Genomic DNA, 17193 nt, shown 5'->3' with positions numbered 1-17193 from the left:
GGCTGGATTAAACGAGTTCAGCCTGTTTCATCTCAGGCGTTTCCACGGTCATTTCGCCGAGTCCGCGCACGAGTTTCTTGGCATAGCATTTTTCAGGTTTCAAAGCGGATACCAGATAGTCAATAGCCAACTGCGGATCTACTGTCTCCCCGCAGGTATAACAGTCAATCGCAGCAAAACCTCTCTCAGGGTATGTGTGAATCGAGAGATGGCTTTCCGACAGCAACACCAGCACAGTCGCACCTTGTGGTTCAAACTGCTTGGATTGGACGGACAATACCGTTGCTCCACATGCTTCAGCGGCTTCCACCATCTGAGCTTGTAAAAATTCTGCACTGTTCAATAGTTCAAAATCGACTCCCCAAGTATCAACAGCAACGTGTCTTCCGAAAGTTGAGTATTCCATCTTCCGGGTTCCCCCTTCCTAGGAATAAAATGTTTGAAAATTTCATCCGCTAGGACCTACGTCATTCACTTCCCGAGGGAATAATCTCTCGCAACATTACATGTCCTGAGTGAATCCTGGTTCCTATATTCTTTTCAACGAGATTAAAAATAACATCTATGACGCTTAAATGCAACACCTTTTTCGAAAATAACCCATAAATATTTTACAGCTCAATATATGTGCGTCCGAACTACTTGGTGTCATGGATCCAATAATAAAAAAAGCCGCCCTGTTACAGGGCAGCCTCCTTAGGCTTCTAGCACGAATAGGCGTTGATTAAACTGTCGCAGCCGCTCATCTATTGTCTTCGTAATAAGTTTATCATTCCCTGCTGCAATCCGCTGGTCCAGAAGCACATTAATATGATGCTGGATGGATTCGATCTCTTTCTCTGCTTCATTGCTGTTGAAGAGTCGCTGCAGCTCTCCTGCCGTATTCTTGTACTCATAAATGACAATGCTGTCGTTCCCGGCGACTTGCGTAATTCTGTGCACCGTTCCCGCATGGTAGTCGTAGCTCATCGTAAAGCCGCGATAAATCCGATTCACTTTACCTGATCCCTTAAAAGCCGCAAACAGTTTGCGTACGGCATTTGTCAGATGGGGAGTAACCAATCGGCACGACAGCTCACAGACGTACAAGCCATTCTTGCGTTCAAAGGGCAAATGAACTTCTTCCCCGCTTTCATCTTCGAGCACAAACTCCTGCTCTCCGCTATCCATGACTTTTACCCGGTTAGTAACCCGGAAAGCTTGGGTATATTGCAGAAATTGATCCATTTGAAAATCCGTCATTTGCATTGTGGCATTAACATATTCTGTGGCTAACCGCTGAGCCATAAAAATCTCCCTCAATTCTTTTAACTTACTACCATTATACAGCAGATCCAAGCGGTCTTTCCTGCCGTTCGAACGAGAATATCCATCATATTTCATAAAAAAACGGAATTAGCCGGAATCAGAGCGATATTTCCCGCAAGATGCTCACTTTCCTATAAAGAATACACCGATTCCCTACATTACCCTCGAAAAAAATATCACGAAATGAACCGGATCAGGATTGCTCTTTACCTTCCGTTTCCGAATCCAAATATGTCTCTTCCTCGTCATCCTTTGTCCCCATGTGGGACTCCATGATGGCCCATAACTCATCTTTACCCAAACCGAGCTCGGATGAAAACATGACAAAAGAGTGATAGGGTTTGAAGCCAAGCGTCTCCTTCACAATCTTAACATGCTTCTGGCGGCGTGTTTTCGGAATTTTGTCCGCCTTGGTCGCGACCACGCATACCGGCCGGTTATAATGCTGCAGCCATTCATACATGCTGATATCGTCTTTTGAGGGCGGGTGACGCATGTCCACAATCAATAATACAAGCTTCAGTTCTTCCCGGCTGAGCAAATATCTCTCAATCATTTCGCCAAATGCCGCACGCTGGGTCTTGGATACCTTCGCATAACCATAGCCGGGAAAATCGACCAGATACAGGTCGTCGTTCACCCGATAATAGTTGAGCTGCTGGGTTTTCCCCGGCGTAGCGCTGGTACGGGCCAGGTTCTTACGGGATATCATACGGTTAATCAGTGATGACTTGCCCACATTGGAACGCCCTGCCAGAGCAATTTCCGGCAAGGCGTCTTCAGGATATTGAGCAGGTACGACAGCACTGATGACAAACTCGGCTTTCGTAACTTTCATAATTTAGACTTTCCTCTCTAGTGCACTCCCGCTTGTTCAACGAGCGCATGCTCCAGAACCTGATCCATATGGGATACCGGAACGAACTCAACGTCGTTCTTTACGCTGTCAGGGATATCACGCAAGTCACGTTCGTTATCCTTAGGGAGTAATATTTTTTTGTAGCCGGCACGGTGGGCTGCCAGGGATTTCTCTTTTAAGCCACCAATCGGAAGAACGCGTCCCCGAAGTGTAATTTCCCCCGTCATGGCCACATCACGGGCTACATGCCGTTTGGTTAAAGATGAGATAAGAGCCGTCGCAATCGTAATGCCGGCTGAAGGGCCATCCTTCGGAATGGCTCCCTCCGGGATATGGATATGGACATCCAGCTTCTCGTGGAAATCCGGATCAATGCCCAATTCTACCGCTTTTGAGCGGGTAAAACTGAAAGCGGCTTGAGCCGATTCCTTCATCACATCGCCAAGCTTACCCGTCAAGGTCAGCTTGCCGGTCCCAGGCACCACGGTTACCTCAATGGTCAGTGTCTCGCCGCCCACTTCCGTCCACGCAAGCCCTGTTACCGTGCCCACTTGATCTTCAAGCTCGGCCATGCCATAGCGAAACTTCGGAATACCGAGATATTCCTTAATGTCGTCAGCCTTAATCTCAATGGATTCCGATTGATTGGTGACGATCTGTTTGGCGGCTTTGCGGCACAGCGCAGCCACTTGCTGCTCCAGATTCCGAACCCCGGATTCACGGGTATACTCCCGGATCACCTTCATGAGCGCTTCCTCGTCCAGAATCAACTGCTCCGGCGTCAGCCCATGCTCACTCTTCTGCTTGGGCAGCAAATAACGATTGGCGATCTGCAGTTTCTCCAGCTCCGTATATCCTGGAATGTACAGCACTTCCATCCTATCCAGGAGCGGTCTTGGTATGTTATGCAGCACGTTTGCCGTCGTGACAAACATGACGTTGGACAGATCAAAAGGAATTTCCACGAAATGATCGCTGAACGTATTATTTTGCTCAGGATCAAGTACCTCAAGCAGGGCGGAAGACGGGTCGCCGCGGAAGTCGGATGCCATCTTATCGATTTCATCAAGCAGGAATACAGGATTCATTGACCCTGCCGTTTTCATGCCTTGAATGATACGTCCCGGCATGGCCCCTACATAAGTGCGCCGGTGGCCGCGGATTTCCGCCTCGTCTCTTACCCCGCCTAACGAAATGCGAACGAACTTGCGCTCCAGAGAGCGGGCGATGGACCGGGCCAGTGATGTTTTGCCGACCCCCGGAGGGCCAACCAGACATAGAATAGGCCCTTTCATCTTCTTCACCAGCTTTTGCACCGCCAGATATTCCAGCACGCGCTCCTTCGGCTTCTCGAGTCCGTAATGGTCTTCGTCCAGCACTTGCTCCGCTTTGACGATGTCCAAATCATCCTCGGTCATGTTGGTCCACGGCAACGCCAAAAGCCAATCGACATAGTTCCGAATCACGCCGCCCTCAGCAGAGCTCGCCGGCATTTTCTCAAGTCGGTCAATTTCCTTCTCTACCTTCTCGTGTACGCGCTCCGGCAGTTCAAGCTCCTGAAGCTGACTTCGGAGTTCCTCTACTTCCCCTGCACGGCCTTCCTTGTCGCCAAGCTCTTTCTGAATGGCCTTCATCTGTTCGCGCAAGTAGTATTCCTTCTGGGTCTTCTCCATTTGCTTCTTGACCCGCTGGTTAATCTTACGTTCCAGCTCCAGCACTTCGCGCTCGTTATTCAGTATATCTAGAAGTTTCTCGAGCCGTTTGCGAACATCAATTGTTTCGAGAATTTCTTGCTTATCCTTGATCTTCAGTGACAAATGACTCGTGATGACGTCTGCCAGTCGACCCGGCTCATCAATATCGGAAACGGCCGCCAATGTCTCTGGTGTCACCTTCTTCGACAGATTGATATAATTCTCAAACTGAGACAGTACGGTTCGCATTAATGCGGAAACTTCAGGGTCATGGTTCTCTTCTTCGGGAAGTTCCCGAGCGATGACCTCATAGTATTCCTCTTGATCCGTATATTCAATAACTTCCGCCCGTTCCATACCCTCCACTAGCACACGTATGGTACCGTTAGGAAGCTTAAGCATCTGGCGTACATTCGCAACTGTGCCAATCCGAAAAATATCATCATGCGTCGGTTCTTCAATGTTCACTTCCGATTGAGAACATAGGAGAATCAAATTGTCTTCAACCATCGCCTTTTCTAAAGCCTTTACCGACTTCTCCCGGCCTACATCCAAGTGAAGCACCATGCTTGGATAGACCAAAAGACCTCTCAAAGGCAGTAAAGGAAAACGACGACCTTTGGATTTACTGGGTCCCATCGCTTTCGCACCTCCAATGGCTCTCAATGTTGACACTATTCCTATTTTATCAAATCTGCGTATAAAAAACCAACCATACGAAGCTTAACATCCTCCGGCGTCCGTTATTTTACCGTTGCGCGGAGGCGTCGCCTGCAGCAATGAAGCGGAAGAGGATGGAAATACCTCGTTTGCAGGGAGTTGAACAACCTCCGGAGCGAACGTTCCGCCAAAAATATGGCCGAACACTTCATCCACCGATTCGACCGGAATTACCCGTAAACCGCCGCTCAAATCCTGGAACAGCGTCTGCCAGTTGTCTTTAGGGATGATCACGCGGGTCGCGCCTGCTTGGAATGCCGCCTCCACTTTAGCGATGACCCCGCCTATCGGTTTTACTTTTCCATGAATGCTCATCTCGCCGGTCATGGCGACTTTGTTATCGACTTCAATCCCTTTCATGGCTGATACGATCGCAGTAGCCATCGCAATACCGGCGGAAGGGCCGTCAATCGGCGTTCCTCCAGGGAAATTGATATGCAGGTCATAGTTTTTCGGCGTAAAGCCCATCGAACCGAGCACGGTTAGGACATTCTCGATCGAGCCCTTGGCCATGCTCTTGCGGCGCAGCTTGCGAGAACCTCCGCCAAATTCCTCTTCATCCACAACCCCGGTGATATTGTAGGTACCCCGGCCCTTCTCGACAGGAACCGCAGATACTTCAATTTCAAGCAGTGCCCCCATATTCGGGCCATATACAGCCAATCCGTTGACTACGCCGATCTGAGGCTTCTCCGGTATTTTCCGGTCGGGCCTTGGCTGAAGCTGGCTGCTGCTCGCTACCCATTCCACATCCGCGGCCCGCAGCGAATCTCGTTTCTCGGTCAATGCAAGACCGGCAGCCAATTGAATCATATTGACCGCTTCCCGCCCGTTAGAGCAGTACTGTTTCACAACTTCAACCGCTTCCGGCGCAGCATTCAAACCAATTTTCTGAATGGCATCCTCTGCAATCCTCCCAATCTCTTCGGGCAAAAGCGGACGGAAAAAAATCTCCATGCAGCGTGAACGAAGCGCAGGAGCAATCTCTTCGGGCGAACGTGTCGTAGCACCCACCAAACGGAAGTCCGCCGGAAGGCCATTTTGAAAGATATCGTGTATATAGGCAGGTGTATTGGCATCCTCAGAATTATAATATGCACTTTCGAGCAGTACCTTGCGGTCCTCCAGCACTTTTAAAAGCTTATTCATCTGAATCGGATGCAATTCCCCAATTTCATCAATAAACAGGATCCCGCCATGGGCCTTGGTCACCGCTCCCGGCTTGGGTTGAGGAATGCCTGCAACCCCCATGGCTCCGGCACCTTGATAGATCGGATCATGAACAGACCCGATGAGCGGGTCGGCAATCCCGCGTTCATCGAAGCGGGCCGTCGTGGCATCAATCTCTGTGAATTTCGCGTCATATTTAAACGGAGATTGCGGATTCTTCTTGGCTTCCTCCATCACCACGCGGGCCGCGGCCGTCTTCCCGACTCCCGGCGGTCCATATACAATCACATGCTGGGGATTTGCGCTGCATAAGGCGGCCTTTAAGGCGCGCAAGCCGTCCTTTTGACCCACGATGTCATCCATCGTTTGCGGCCTTGTTTTCTCAGCGAGCGGTTTCGTTAGCGATATCGACCGGAGTTTGCGGAGTTTATCGAGCTCCTTGCGCGATTCCCGATCCACCGCTGTTTTGCTTGTCTTCTGCCCGCGCAATAAATTCCAAAAATAAATGCCGATGATGACCGCAAAAAACAGCTGCACCAGCATAATCACGATACTTAAATTCACAAGTCATTCCTCCTGTACTCCATTATGTCTTCATCCAAACGTTAATACATGGTAGTATTGCCGATTCCTTGGATGGTAAAACGCTGGAGGCGGAAAAGTATCAAAAAGTGGATGGAGATGCTTAAGTAAGACACTTAAGTGAGATGCTCCAATGGGACGCTCCGCGTACGTATCGTTCCTCCGATCGCTGTTGTTTCCGAATTTCATGAATGACGATCACAACGTAGAAATTCGGCAACAAAGGCGAACGCTTCGCTTCTCCGGAATCGATTCGTCCGCTCCGCTGGTGCGGCGTCAGGCATCCTTCTTTATCGTGGGGGTGGGGAGTGGGTAAAGCATGAGCTTCATAAAAAGAAGCTCCATAAAGAGCAACTTAAAAAAATACATTGAAACGGGCCTCCTGCACGTCTTACCGTGTGTCAGAAATGCCCCGCCCCCCTTAAACTCTTAAAAACAACAAAAACGGCAATCTCTTGTGGTCCAGAGATTGCCGTTTTTATATTAGAGATAGAAACTACCTATACGGAAACTTAGTTATCCAGCTTAGACCGTGGATTTGTGCTTGCGGCCCGGGATTTCGCCCGTTTCCTCGTACACCTTCACGATATGATCGATTTCTTTCTTAAGCTCTTCAACCATGGTCTCTTCCGGCACCTTACGGATCATCTCTCCGTAACGGAAGAGAAGACCTTCCCCACGTGCTCCCGCAATCCCGATGTCGGCTTCCCTAGCCTCTCCGGGACCGTTTACGGCACAGCCCAGAACGGAAACCTTGATTGGCACTTTGATCTTCGAGATGTACTCCTCGACCTCATTGGCAATGGAGAACAAATCGATATCCAGACGTCCGCAGGTCGGGCATGATACCAAGGTTGCCGCATCCGAGATCAGACCGAAGGATTTTAGCAGCTCCCTGCCCACCTTGATCTCTTCCACCGGATCGGCACTCAAGGATATACGCATCGTGCTGCCGATTCCAAGAGACAACAGCGCGCCAAGCCCGGCGGCACTCTTGACGGTACCCGAGAACAGGGTGCCTGCTTCGGTAATGCCCAAGTGAAGCGGGTATGGTATTACTTCCGCTGCCTTCGTGTAAGCTGCAATCGCCATCGGTACATCAGAAGCTTTAAGCGAAACGATGATATCATGGAAATCCAGTTCTTCGAGGATCCCGATATGATATAGGGCGCTTTCCACCATGCCTTCCGGTGTCGGGTACCCGTATTTTTCAAGGAGATGATTCTCCAGGGAACCGGCGTTAACCCCGATCCGAATCGGAATTCCCTTCTCTTTGCATGCTTTCACGACAGCTTCGACCTTTTCACGCTTACCGATGTTTCCCGGATTGATCCGGACTTTATCGATACCGTTCTCGATCGCCATCAGGGCAAGCTTGTAGTTAAAATGAATATCCGCCACAAGCGGAATATGAATGCGTTTCTTGATTTCCTTAATGGCCGCAGCTGCTTCCTCATTGTTCACCGTTACCCGAACGATCTGACATCCCGCTTCTTCCAGACGGAGTATCTCGGCAACGGTCGCCTCCACATCTGCTGTTTTGGTGGTGCACATGCTTTGAATAATGACTTCGTTCTTTCCCCCAATGGTGAGATTACCCACCTTGACGGGCCGTGTGTCTTGTCTCAAAAACATGGTACGATCTCTCCCATATAACGCCAAAGCTCCACCCCAGCAAAACCCGACTGGGTATAACTGGAAGTGGAGAATCAGCGTAGATTTATTCCACGTCTAATGCGCTAAAGCAAATTAGGCGCTTTCTTCTTGTTTCTTGTCGTCATCGTTACTTTTGGCTTGCAGTTCAGGAATCACTTTATCCCGAACGACCTGCTCCGTAATGACGCAATCCTTAATGTCATCTCTGGACGGCACTTCGTACATCACGTCCAGCATGATGCCTTCAATGATGGAACGCAGTCCGCGTGCACCGGTATTGCGCTTAATGGCTTCGCGGGCAATCGCTTCTAGCGCGCCTGGCTCAAATTTGAGGTTTACGTTGTCAAATTCAAGCAGCTTTTGATACTGCTTCGTCAGCGCGTTTTTCGGCTCGGACAGAATTCGTACCAATGTTGCCTCATCCAGCGGTTCGAGTGTAGACACAACTGGCAGACGACCAACGAACTCCGGAATCAAGCCGAATTTCAGCAGATCTTCCGGCAGAACCATCGTCAGGTATTCACCTGGCTTAAGATCCTTCTGGTTTTCTCCGGATGCATTAAAGCCGATAACCTTTTTACCGATCCGGCGTTTAATGTACTGTTCCAATCCGTCAAATGCTCCGCCGCAAATGAACAGGATGTTCGTTGTATCGATCTGAATGAATTCCTGATGCGGATGCTTGCGTCCACCTTGCGGAGGCACGGAAGCAACGGTTCCCTCAAGAATTTTCAGCAGCGCCTGCTGAACCCCTTCACCGGAAACGTCACGGGTAATGGACGGATTCTCCGATTTACGAGCCACTTTATCGATCTCATCAATATAGATAATGCCGCGTTCCGCTTTTTCCACATCATAATCCGCTGCTTGAATCAGCTTCAGCAGAATGTTCTCAACATCCTCACCCACATAACCAGCTTCGGTCAGTGAAGTTGCATCTGCAATAGCAAACGGCACGTTGAGAATTTTGGCCATGGTTTGCGCGAGCAATGTTTTACCGGAACCTGTAGGTCCGAGCAGCAAAATATTACTCTTTTGCAATTCTACGTCCTCAATCTTGCTCTGGGTGTTGATCCGTTTATAGTGGTTATAAACAGCAACGGAAAGAGATTTCTTCGCTTGATCCTGACCGATAACATATTGATCCAGAATGTCACGAATGTCGCGCGGTTTCGGAATATCCTTCAGATCCACTTCTTCCTCATGGCCGAGTTCTTCCTCAACGATCTCTGAACACAAGTCAATGCACTCGTCACATATATAAACACCGGGCCCCGCAACCAGCTTGCGGACCTGCTCCTGCGATTTACCGCAGAAGGAGCATTTCAGCTGCCCTTTGTCATCGTTAAATTTAAACATGCTATTACCACCCCTTAAGATTTGGTCGGTGAAGACAGAACATCATCAATAATACCGTACGCCTTCGCTTCCTCCGCGCTCATGAAAAAGTCGCGGTCTGTATCGCGTTCGATTTTTTCAAGGGGCTGACCCGTGCGCTCCACATAGATTTGATTCAGCTTCTGTCTGGTCTTGATGATCCAATCTGCATGGATTTGGATATCGGATGCCTGACCTTGAATACCGCCGAGCGGCTGATGAATCATCACTTCACTGTTCTCGAGAGCGTAGCGTTTGCCTGGCGCTCCTGCAGTAAGCAACAGTGATCCCATGCTGGCAGCCATGCCAACGCAAATCGTGGACACATCAGGCTTGATCAACTGCATCGTATCATATATACCCATCCCGGCTGTAACCGAACCGCCAGGGGAATTGATGTACAAAGAGATGTCTTTTTCCGGATCTTCCGCAGCTAGAAACAGAAGCTGGGCAATGACAAGATTGGCAACATCGTCATCGATCGCACTGCTGAGGAATATTATGCGATCCTTCAGTAATCTTGAGTAGATATCGTAAGATCTTTCGCCTCGACTGGTTTGTTCCACAACCATAGGTACAAGACTCATGCGACCAACCTCTTTTCCTTGAAAAATATACTACAGCGTTACAAAAGTTATTCTAACATGTTCAAAGCACGATGTCATTTTTTAACCCTGCTTACATTCTATGAACTTGCCAAGAATTATATCCTGCCAACTTGTCTCATTATGTATGTCGAAATTAATAACCAATTCATGTCACAATTAGTAGTAAATTGGCTATTCTTAGTTAAAAATAAGGCACGCATGAAATGTACGTGCCTTATCTAATGTGAGGGCAGCTTATCGCAGCTGCCTATTTATTATTCTTCAGTTGCTTCTTTTTTCTCAACAGGAGCGCCTTCTACGCTGTTTTCCAACAAGAAGTCGATTGTTTTGCGAAGAAGCAGTTCTTCACGAAGGCTGTCAAGGGAACCATTAGCACCCAGGATGCTGCGGATTTCATCAGCAGGACGTTTGTACGTGTCAGCCATGTTCTCCAGCTCTTTGTTGATTTCCTCTTCGGATACTTCGAGTTTTTCTTCTTTTGCGATTTGCTCGAGCACGAGGTTGTTGCGAACGCGTTTTTCAGCATCGTCCTTCATTTGACCTTCCAGATCGGCATTCGTTTGGCCGGAGAAGCTAAGGAACATTTCCAGGTTCATGCCTTGCTGGCGAAGACGGTTGTCGAAATCGCGCATCATGTTTTGAACTTCGGATTGAATCATAGCATCAGGAATTTCAACTTCAGCGTTAGCTGCTGCTTTTTCAACAGCTTCGTTCTCACGAACGCCTTGTGCTTCTTGCTCTTTGCGAGTCAGCAATTGTTTCTTCAGATCTTCCTTGTACTCGTCAAGCGTATCGAATTCACTTACGTCTTTAGCGAATTCATCATCCAGCTCAGGAAGCTGCTTGCGTTTGATTTCGTGAACCTTCACTTTGAAGACGGCTTGTTTGTTAGCCAATTCTTCAGCATGGTAAGTTTCAGGGAATGTCACTTCCACGTCTTTGAAGTCACCAGTAGCCATTCCGATCACTTGGTCTTCAAAGCCTGGAATGAACGTGTTGCTTCCAAGCTCAAGGGAATAACGCTCAGCTTGTCCGCCTTCAAAAGGAACGCCGTCAACGGAACCGTCAAAGTCGATCACAACGATATCGCCAGACTGGGAAGCACCTTCGTCAATAACGGTAAGCTCAGCATGACGTTGTTGCAGACGCTCAAGCTCTTCGCTCAGTTCCTCGTCAGAAACTTCAGCAGCTACTGCAGCAACTTCGATACCTTTGTATTCGCCAAGTTTAACTTCTGGTTTCACAGTTACTCTTGCTTTGAATTTGAAAGTTTCGCCTTTAGCGAATTGCTCGATGTCCACTTCCGGACGATCCACAGGGAAGATATCCGCTTGTTCTACAGCTTCGCTGTATACTTCCGGAAGAAGGATGTCGATTGCATCCTGGTACAAGCTCTCAACGCCAAAGCGAGCTTCGAAGATCGAGCGAGGTACTTTACCTTTACGGAATCCAGGTACATTTGCTTTTTTAGCTACTTTATTAAAAGCTTTGTCGAGGGCGGATGCAACGCGCTCCGCATCAACCTCAACGTCAAGAACGCCAAGGTTCTTCTCTATTTTTTCCCAAGTTGCTTTCATTTATGCTTTCCCCTCCAAAATAATTCACGTGGTCGACGCAATAATGTATCACGTACCGAATAACCACTATAGTATAAACAACATTAAATTCTTTTTCAAGGGCGAACCCTTATGCTACGATACCGTAAACGTTTTCCAACTCTGGCTAATCTTCCACGCCAGCTGCGACAAATTGCTTGAGAGATCGGTAGGCTCCCTCATAGCGGAACCTCATGGTGTCCGTTATGCCGTAGAGCGGGCGGATTTCCTCCTCATTGCGAAACCCTTTCAGACTCTCCGACACGATGTCATGCAGAGCAGCCGCCCATATGTCAAGCGTGGATTCTTCTTCATCCAGCATGGAATGGTAATCTTCGGTGCCGTAAATCGCCATGATGAACTGAGACCATAATTCCTGTGCAAAATAAAACAGTGTCGGTTCATGAACCTCAGTCTGATCGGCAACGCGCTCCAAAATTCTCGTAATGGCGTCCGGGAAACCTCCCGGGTCCAGGGGAACCGTATCGATCTCAATCTCGACGGCTTCCTGCCCGCGATGAAGGCTCACATGCCCTTCCATCCCTCTTCTCCGCAGCGTTTGCAGCACCCGAAATTGCAGCAGCGGATGAAGCGGCGTATCATGCAGCCACTCGACCAGAATAGCGTCGATCTCCGGACGGTCCAAATAGGCAAGCTGTTCCAGCGCCAAAATGGTCTGCTCCGTCAACGGTCCGTTCATGACCGAAGCCAGCAGCTTGTCGGCATATCCGGCATCCTGGGCAACTTTGTCCCTAACCATCTGCCTCGCCATGTCCGCTTCGTCCGGATCATCCTCCTCGGGCTCTGCTTCGTTAACTGAACGGGGTACAGCCTGTTCCGGAAATGCAGCTTCAAGCCAGTCGAGGAGCGAATTCCACTCTTCGTAATGCCGTTCATTCTGTCCGCCGCATTTCAGCAGAAAGCGCAGAACCTCCATCGCTTCACCGTAACGTTCATTCTCGAGCATAACCGTAAGCTGAATCTGGTAATAGTCCAGCGTCTTCGGAAACAGGATGATGTTCTTGTCCTCTTGTTCTTGGGAGTAAGAGTCCTTGATAAGGACACCTCCTTTCTAGTCCTGTTTTTCGTATTCGTTGATTATAGCATATGTAATGCCAAGTTAAAAAAAAGGCAATCGTCCCTCGTGCGTTGCCGCATCCGGCAACAAGTTGACGCCTGTTTTTATATATTCCAGCGTATATTTTATCAATATAACCCGATATGCTGCACTCATAATCTTACAGGACCAATAATCTTTGCAACTTAAAATAATGATTGAATTTTTCCGACGTATGTGATAATATATTTTTTGCTTGAAAAATTTCTATGTCCCAGTAGCTCAGCTGGATAGAGCAACGGCCTTCTAAGCCGTCGGTCAGGGGTTCGAATCCCTTCTGGGACGTAAAAGAAGACACCGTCTTATGGCGGTGTTTTTTGTGTCCGTGAGGATGAGAACCCCACAAGGGGGTTCGTCGGAGCCTACGCTTCGGGAGGATTACTTCGCAGTCGGCCCGAAGGGCCGCATCCCTTCTGGGACGTAAAATAAGACACCGTCATATGACGGTGTTTTTTATGTCCGTGAGGAGGAGAACCCCTGGTAGGGGTTCGTCGAAGCCTACGCTTCGGGAGGATTACTTCGCAGTCGGCCCGAAGGGCCGCATCCCTTCTGGGACGTAAAAGAAGACACCGTCTTATGGCGGTGTTTTTTGTGTCCGTGAGGAGGAGAACCCCACAAGGGGGTTCGTCGGAGCCTATACTTCGGGAGGATTACCTCGCAGTCGGCCCGAAGGGCCGCATCCCTTCTGGGACGTAAAAAGACACCGCCTCTTAAGGGCGGTGTTTTTGCGTTCACGAGGATGAGAACCCCACAAGGGGGTTCGTCGGAGCCTATGCTTCGGGAGGATTACCTCGCAGTCGGCCCGAAGGGCCGCATCCCTTCTGGGACGTAAAAAGACACCGCCTCTTAAGGGCGGTGTTTTTGCGTTCGCGAGGATGAGAACCCCACAAGGGGGTTCGTCGGAGCCTATGCTTCGGGAGGATTACCTCGCAGTCGGCCCGGAGGGCCGCATCCCTTCTGGGACGTAAAAAGACACCGCCTCTTAAGGGCGGTGTTTTTGCGTTCGCGAGGATGAGAACCCCACAAGGGGGTTCGTCGGAGCCTATGCTTCGGGAGGATTACTTCGCAGTCGGCCCGAAGGGCCGCATCCCTTCTGGGACGTAAAAAGACACCGCCTCTTAAGGGCGGTGTTTTTGCGTTCGCGAGGATGAGAACCCCACAAGGGGGTTCGTCGGAGCCTATGCTTCGGGAGGATTACCTCGCAGTCGGCCCGAAGGGCCGCATCCCTTCTGGGACGTAAAAGATGGAGCCGCCACTTTTTATAGTCGCGGCTTTCTTGCATTCCAGAAGGGGGATGAACCCCATAGTCGATTCCAAAACATCCCACAAAGAACACAAACTCTAACGGACCGTAGGTTCGTTATTTCCGATAAAACGGCCCAAATTAGAATTTAACGGACACCACAGCCGTTATTTAGCTATTTCATAGGCAAATTACCCTCATTTTTCCTAAATAACGGACTTCAGGTCCGTTACAGAACCTGTAAGAGCGTTTTCCCCGCAAATAACGGCCCCTGAGTCCGTTAAGGCAACGCATAACCGCCACTTGCTCTATAACTTCTGCAAACAGTCCTGCCTATCGCCAAGCACTGACCCGCTCCGATTTCTTCACGAAAATGGAAGACAACGCTCTCGCTCGCGCGGTCAGAAGTATTTTCCTTCCTTCGGGCGTGCGAGTATAGACCAGTTCGGCAGGGCCGATATGCTTGCGCCACAGCTGGGCAAACCGTTCCGCGTGTTCTTTGCGGCGACCGATTTCCTCCGGCACGGCATGGTAATCCCGTTTCTTCATAAACCAGCTTCGCGATTCACGGTATAGAAGATAACGCGGGTTATTGATCGGGTCCAGCACCTGCTGCAGCGAATCCAAAAAGAGTGTTTTTTCCTGAGTGGTTCCGTCCCTAAGCCAACACGTGACGGTTCCTCCCACTTCCTCAGCTTTCAATCGGTGAATGCTTGGCCCAGATTCGACCAGCTTCATATCGAACAGGGCCGTATAAACGACGAGACCAACTTCACGGATACTACGCTCCAGCGACTGATGCCGCGCCAGCATTTTGATGGCTTTATATACCCATGGGCTTGATATGAGTAAGGCAAAGGCAACCGGGATTAGTATATTGAACCAGGCCGGCGCGTCCGATTGGAACAAACGCGGAGACGTTAACGTCTCGCTGAAGGCGCCCAATCCCAGACCAACGGCGAATAGGAGTACGGCTTTCACCGTATGAGCAAACACGACAGGCCTAGGGATGCTCTCACGATCCGCCGTCAGTTCTTCCGTCATGGAGCTGTGAAGGGCAATCACCGAATCCCAACGCCCCTTCAGAAGATGCCGCTGCATCGCACGCTCCAATGTGTCGCGGTTATAATCGTTAATGCTGTCTGCGGTTTGCCTTTTCCGAAGATCAAGGCCCATGCGCTCCAAGCCCGACTCTATGGTCTGGTGCGAGATCGATAAACCTACGAGAGATCGAAATCTTCGGGCCAGCGAGCCCAAATCTTCACCGCCGTCGCTCTTGGCTGTATCTATGCAAGCCAGATGCCAGATCGCTCCGGTTTTATCAGGATTCCCGCGCTGCGCCCGAATCGCCCGCCCTCTCATCTGATTGGACAGCATGAACGAACCGACATATGATGCCATGACCAAGGAATTGATTCCGGGGGCATCCCACCCCTCACCCAGAAGAGCCGCCGTACCAACCAGCACCCGGATTTCTCCCTCCGAAAACACTTCCGTTATGATTGCGACGATAGCCGAGCGATTCGCATCACGAACATCAATCGTTACATAGCGGCTGTCGTGAGCAAGCGGGCGCTCCGATAAGTGAATATCTCGCCGATCGGCACAAACCCTGGCTAAAGGCAGAGCCTTTGCCGGCAGCACTACAAAGGAGCCGGTCAGAATTCCGATAGGCAGCTCATGCTCGCTCTGCGAGCTGTTTTTCTCAGCCAGCTGCCTTCTGATTAACTCGAAAATGGGGACAACGCCGAGCCGATGAAGCGGCTTCTCGTCAGCTGCATCCTTCGGCAGGTCCTCCTTACGGATATAATCGGTCAAAATCACCATCCGCAAGTTCTCCCCCAGCACGGAACGCTCGAAATCAAGAATACGGCCGATGCCGTGCAATTTCGAAACGCTCTGGACCAGCATTTTGTCAAATGCCGGGGTAGAACGCATATAAACCCTCCGGCGTTCAATCATGCCCATTCGGCTGAGCCTCTTTTGTAAACCCTTTAACTCCGGCAGCTCACGATCCATATGCGGATCTTTATACAGCATGCCGCTAAGGAGTTCCTCCAACCACTCTTCCGAAAAATCGGGCGTTTCCTTCTCCTTCATTCCGAGCAGCTTCACCGCCTCCTTCCAGATGGGCTGATTGGCGGCACGCAGATAAAGCACCATACTGGAGTAATACTCGGGCGAGGATAATATTTCTTCGGTATACGTTTCGGATTGCGTAATCCAAGGATGATTGACAATCAAATCCGCCAGGAACTTATCCCGGATCAGCTCGTCCTTAACCTGGGCTGCCTGCAGCCGAAATTCCCGGAGTTTAGCTGCCTCCTCTTGTGTAGGCGTGGTCAAACTTATGTAATCCTGATGCGGGCACAGCTCACCATGACGGACCAACTCCGGGACGCTAATCTCTTCGTCGATGGGACCACAAAGCTCGATATACCGCTGCCATTCCCTTGGATTAACATCATATGGCGGTGTGGCAGTAAGGGCAATCTTCGTCGGCTGGCCCAGCATTTCGCACAGCTGCATAGCACTTTGCCACCAAGACATCCGGAGATGATGCGCCTCGTCAAAAATGACTGTATGATAGCCCTGTCGCTTCAACAATTCCAAAGTTTCTTGAGCCTCGGTACCGTTCGTGATATCATCCTCGCTAGCGCTATCCATCACCTCCGCCTCAGAAGCTTCCATGGCCATTTCGGGATCCCTGTAGTTCTCATCTTCAACCTGATGCGCATGCTCTATCTCCGCCGTACCTTTCTTCCTCACAGAGGTTTGCTCCCCAGCAGTACTAAGCAGGCTATGAAGGGCTTGATAGGTCGTAATCGTTACCAATGCCGGTCGCTTGAGCGAGGTGGAGATCCATTCGGGCTGTTCTTGATCGTCTAGGAATAATTCCACGAATCGGCTCGCCCATTGCTGCTTGATGGTGAGTGTGGGGGCCAGGATGATCGTCGGCCGGTTAATGCGCAGCATGATTTCCAGTCCAAGAACGGTCTTCCCCGAACCCGGCGGCGCCACCAAATGCAGATGCCGATTCTTCAGATGATGCTCCAGCCCGTGAAGGACCCTTTTCTGATAGGAGCGCCACGGATAACGAAACGACAGATTACTCGGAAAAAACTTCATGAATTCCTCCAGTTTAGATGCACCTCTTTCTTCTTCGGTGTGTATAAGAAAAACGTCTATCGACGTACGTTCACAGAAGACAGATCGCGTGTAAAGGATGTTTTTCTTGCATTATCGATTGGGTTCAGCTGCGCT

12 protein-coding genes and 1 tRNA gene are annotated in these 17193 nt (G+C 49.9%); 2 read left to right on the top strand and 11 right to left on the bottom strand.

Annotated features, from left to right (window positions below):
* Nucleotides 1-7: 7 nt before the first annotated feature.
* The 5 genes from speD to lonB all read right to left on the bottom strand — a co-directional run bounded on the left by speD (nt 8) and on the right by lonB (nt 6315).
* The gene (gene speD / locus MKX98_RS08090) at nt 8-406 is read right to left on the bottom strand and encodes an adenosylmethionine decarboxylase (protein ID WP_006208786.1); all 399 of its coding nucleotides are present in this window, start codon (nt 404-406) and stop codon (nt 8-10) included.
* 290 nt (nt 407-696) lie between these two features.
* Complete coding sequence (locus tag MKX98_RS08085; RefSeq protein WP_339222503.1) at nt 697-1287, bottom strand: non-ribosomal peptide synthetase module; 591 nt, start codon at nt 1285-1287, stop codon at nt 697-699.
* A 214-nt stretch (nt 1288-1501) separates the two neighbouring features.
* Entirely contained in the window at nt 1502-2146 is a 645-nt protein-coding gene (gene yihA, locus MKX98_RS08080; RefSeq protein WP_113061184.1) for a ribosome biogenesis GTP-binding protein YihA/YsxC, read from the bottom strand.
* Between the two features lie 17 nt (nt 2147-2163).
* The gene (gene lon, locus MKX98_RS08075; protein WP_339222500.1) at nt 2164-4500 is read right to left on the bottom strand and encodes an endopeptidase La; all 2337 of its coding nucleotides are present in this window, start codon (nt 4498-4500) and stop codon (nt 2164-2166) included.
* Between the two features lie 84 nt (nt 4501-4584).
* Nucleotides 4585-6315 (bottom strand): ATP-dependent protease LonB, encoded by a 1731-nt coding sequence (gene lonB, locus MKX98_RS08070; RefSeq protein ID WP_339222498.1) that lies wholly within the window; start codon nt 6313-6315, stop codon nt 4585-4587.
* A gap of 151 nt (nt 6316-6466) precedes the next feature.
* Between lonB and MKX98_RS08065 the strand changes: the two genes are divergently transcribed.
* Nucleotides 6467-6649 carry a hypothetical protein gene (locus MKX98_RS08065; protein ID WP_339222496.1) on the top strand — a complete coding sequence of 61 codons (183 nt, stop codon included), beginning with the start codon at nt 6467-6469 and terminating at the stop codon, nt 6647-6649.
* A 209-nt stretch (nt 6650-6858) separates the two neighbouring features.
* Here MKX98_RS08065 and ispG read toward each other — a convergent pair whose 3' ends face one another.
* The 5 genes from ispG to MKX98_RS08040 all read right to left on the bottom strand — a co-directional run bounded on the left by ispG (nt 6859) and on the right by MKX98_RS08040 (nt 12536).
* The gene (gene ispG / locus MKX98_RS08060) at nt 6859-7968 is read right to left on the bottom strand and encodes a flavodoxin-dependent (E)-4-hydroxy-3-methylbut-2-enyl-diphosphate synthase (protein WP_339222494.1); all 1110 of its coding nucleotides are present in this window, start codon (nt 7966-7968) and stop codon (nt 6859-6861) included.
* Between the two features lie 114 nt (nt 7969-8082).
* The gene (gene clpX, locus MKX98_RS08055; RefSeq protein WP_071223434.1) at nt 8083-9348 is read right to left on the bottom strand and encodes an ATP-dependent protease ATP-binding subunit ClpX; all 1266 of its coding nucleotides are present in this window, start codon (nt 9346-9348) and stop codon (nt 8083-8085) included.
* Between the two features lie 14 nt (nt 9349-9362).
* Nucleotides 9363-9953, bottom strand: coding sequence for an ATP-dependent Clp endopeptidase proteolytic subunit ClpP (gene clpP / locus MKX98_RS08050; protein WP_009590407.1), 591 nt, complete (start codon nt 9951-9953; stop codon nt 9363-9365).
* A 275-nt stretch (nt 9954-10228) separates the two neighbouring features.
* Nucleotides 10229-11551, bottom strand: a complete 1323-nt coding sequence (gene tig, locus MKX98_RS08045; protein ID WP_071223435.1) for a trigger factor — start codon at nt 11549-11551, stop codon at nt 10229-10231.
* Nucleotides 11552-11696: 145 nt separating this feature from the next.
* The gene (locus tag MKX98_RS08040; protein ID WP_071223436.1) at nt 11697-12536 is read right to left on the bottom strand and encodes a hypothetical protein; all 840 of its coding nucleotides are present in this window, start codon (nt 12534-12536) and stop codon (nt 11697-11699) included.
* A gap of 361 nt (nt 12537-12897) precedes the next feature.
* Between MKX98_RS08040 and MKX98_RS08035 the strand changes: the two genes are divergently transcribed.
* A tRNA-Arg gene (locus MKX98_RS08035) sits at nt 12898-12971 on the top strand.
* A 1291-nt stretch (nt 12972-14262) separates the two neighbouring features.
* Here MKX98_RS08035 and MKX98_RS08030 read toward each other — a convergent pair.
* Nucleotides 14263-17058, bottom strand: coding sequence for a DEAD/DEAH box helicase family protein (locus MKX98_RS08030; RefSeq protein ID WP_339222490.1), 2796 nt, complete (start codon nt 17056-17058; stop codon nt 14263-14265).
* Nucleotides 17059-17193: the final 135 nt, after the last annotated feature.

It is taken from the genome of Paenibacillus sp. FSL W7-1332, from assembly GCF_037969785.1.
GTDB lineage: Bacteria > Bacillota > Bacilli > Paenibacillales > Paenibacillaceae > Paenibacillus_AQ.
The sequence above is the reverse complement of the archived record's forward strand: the minus strand, read 5'-3'. Positions and strand labels throughout refer to the sequence as shown.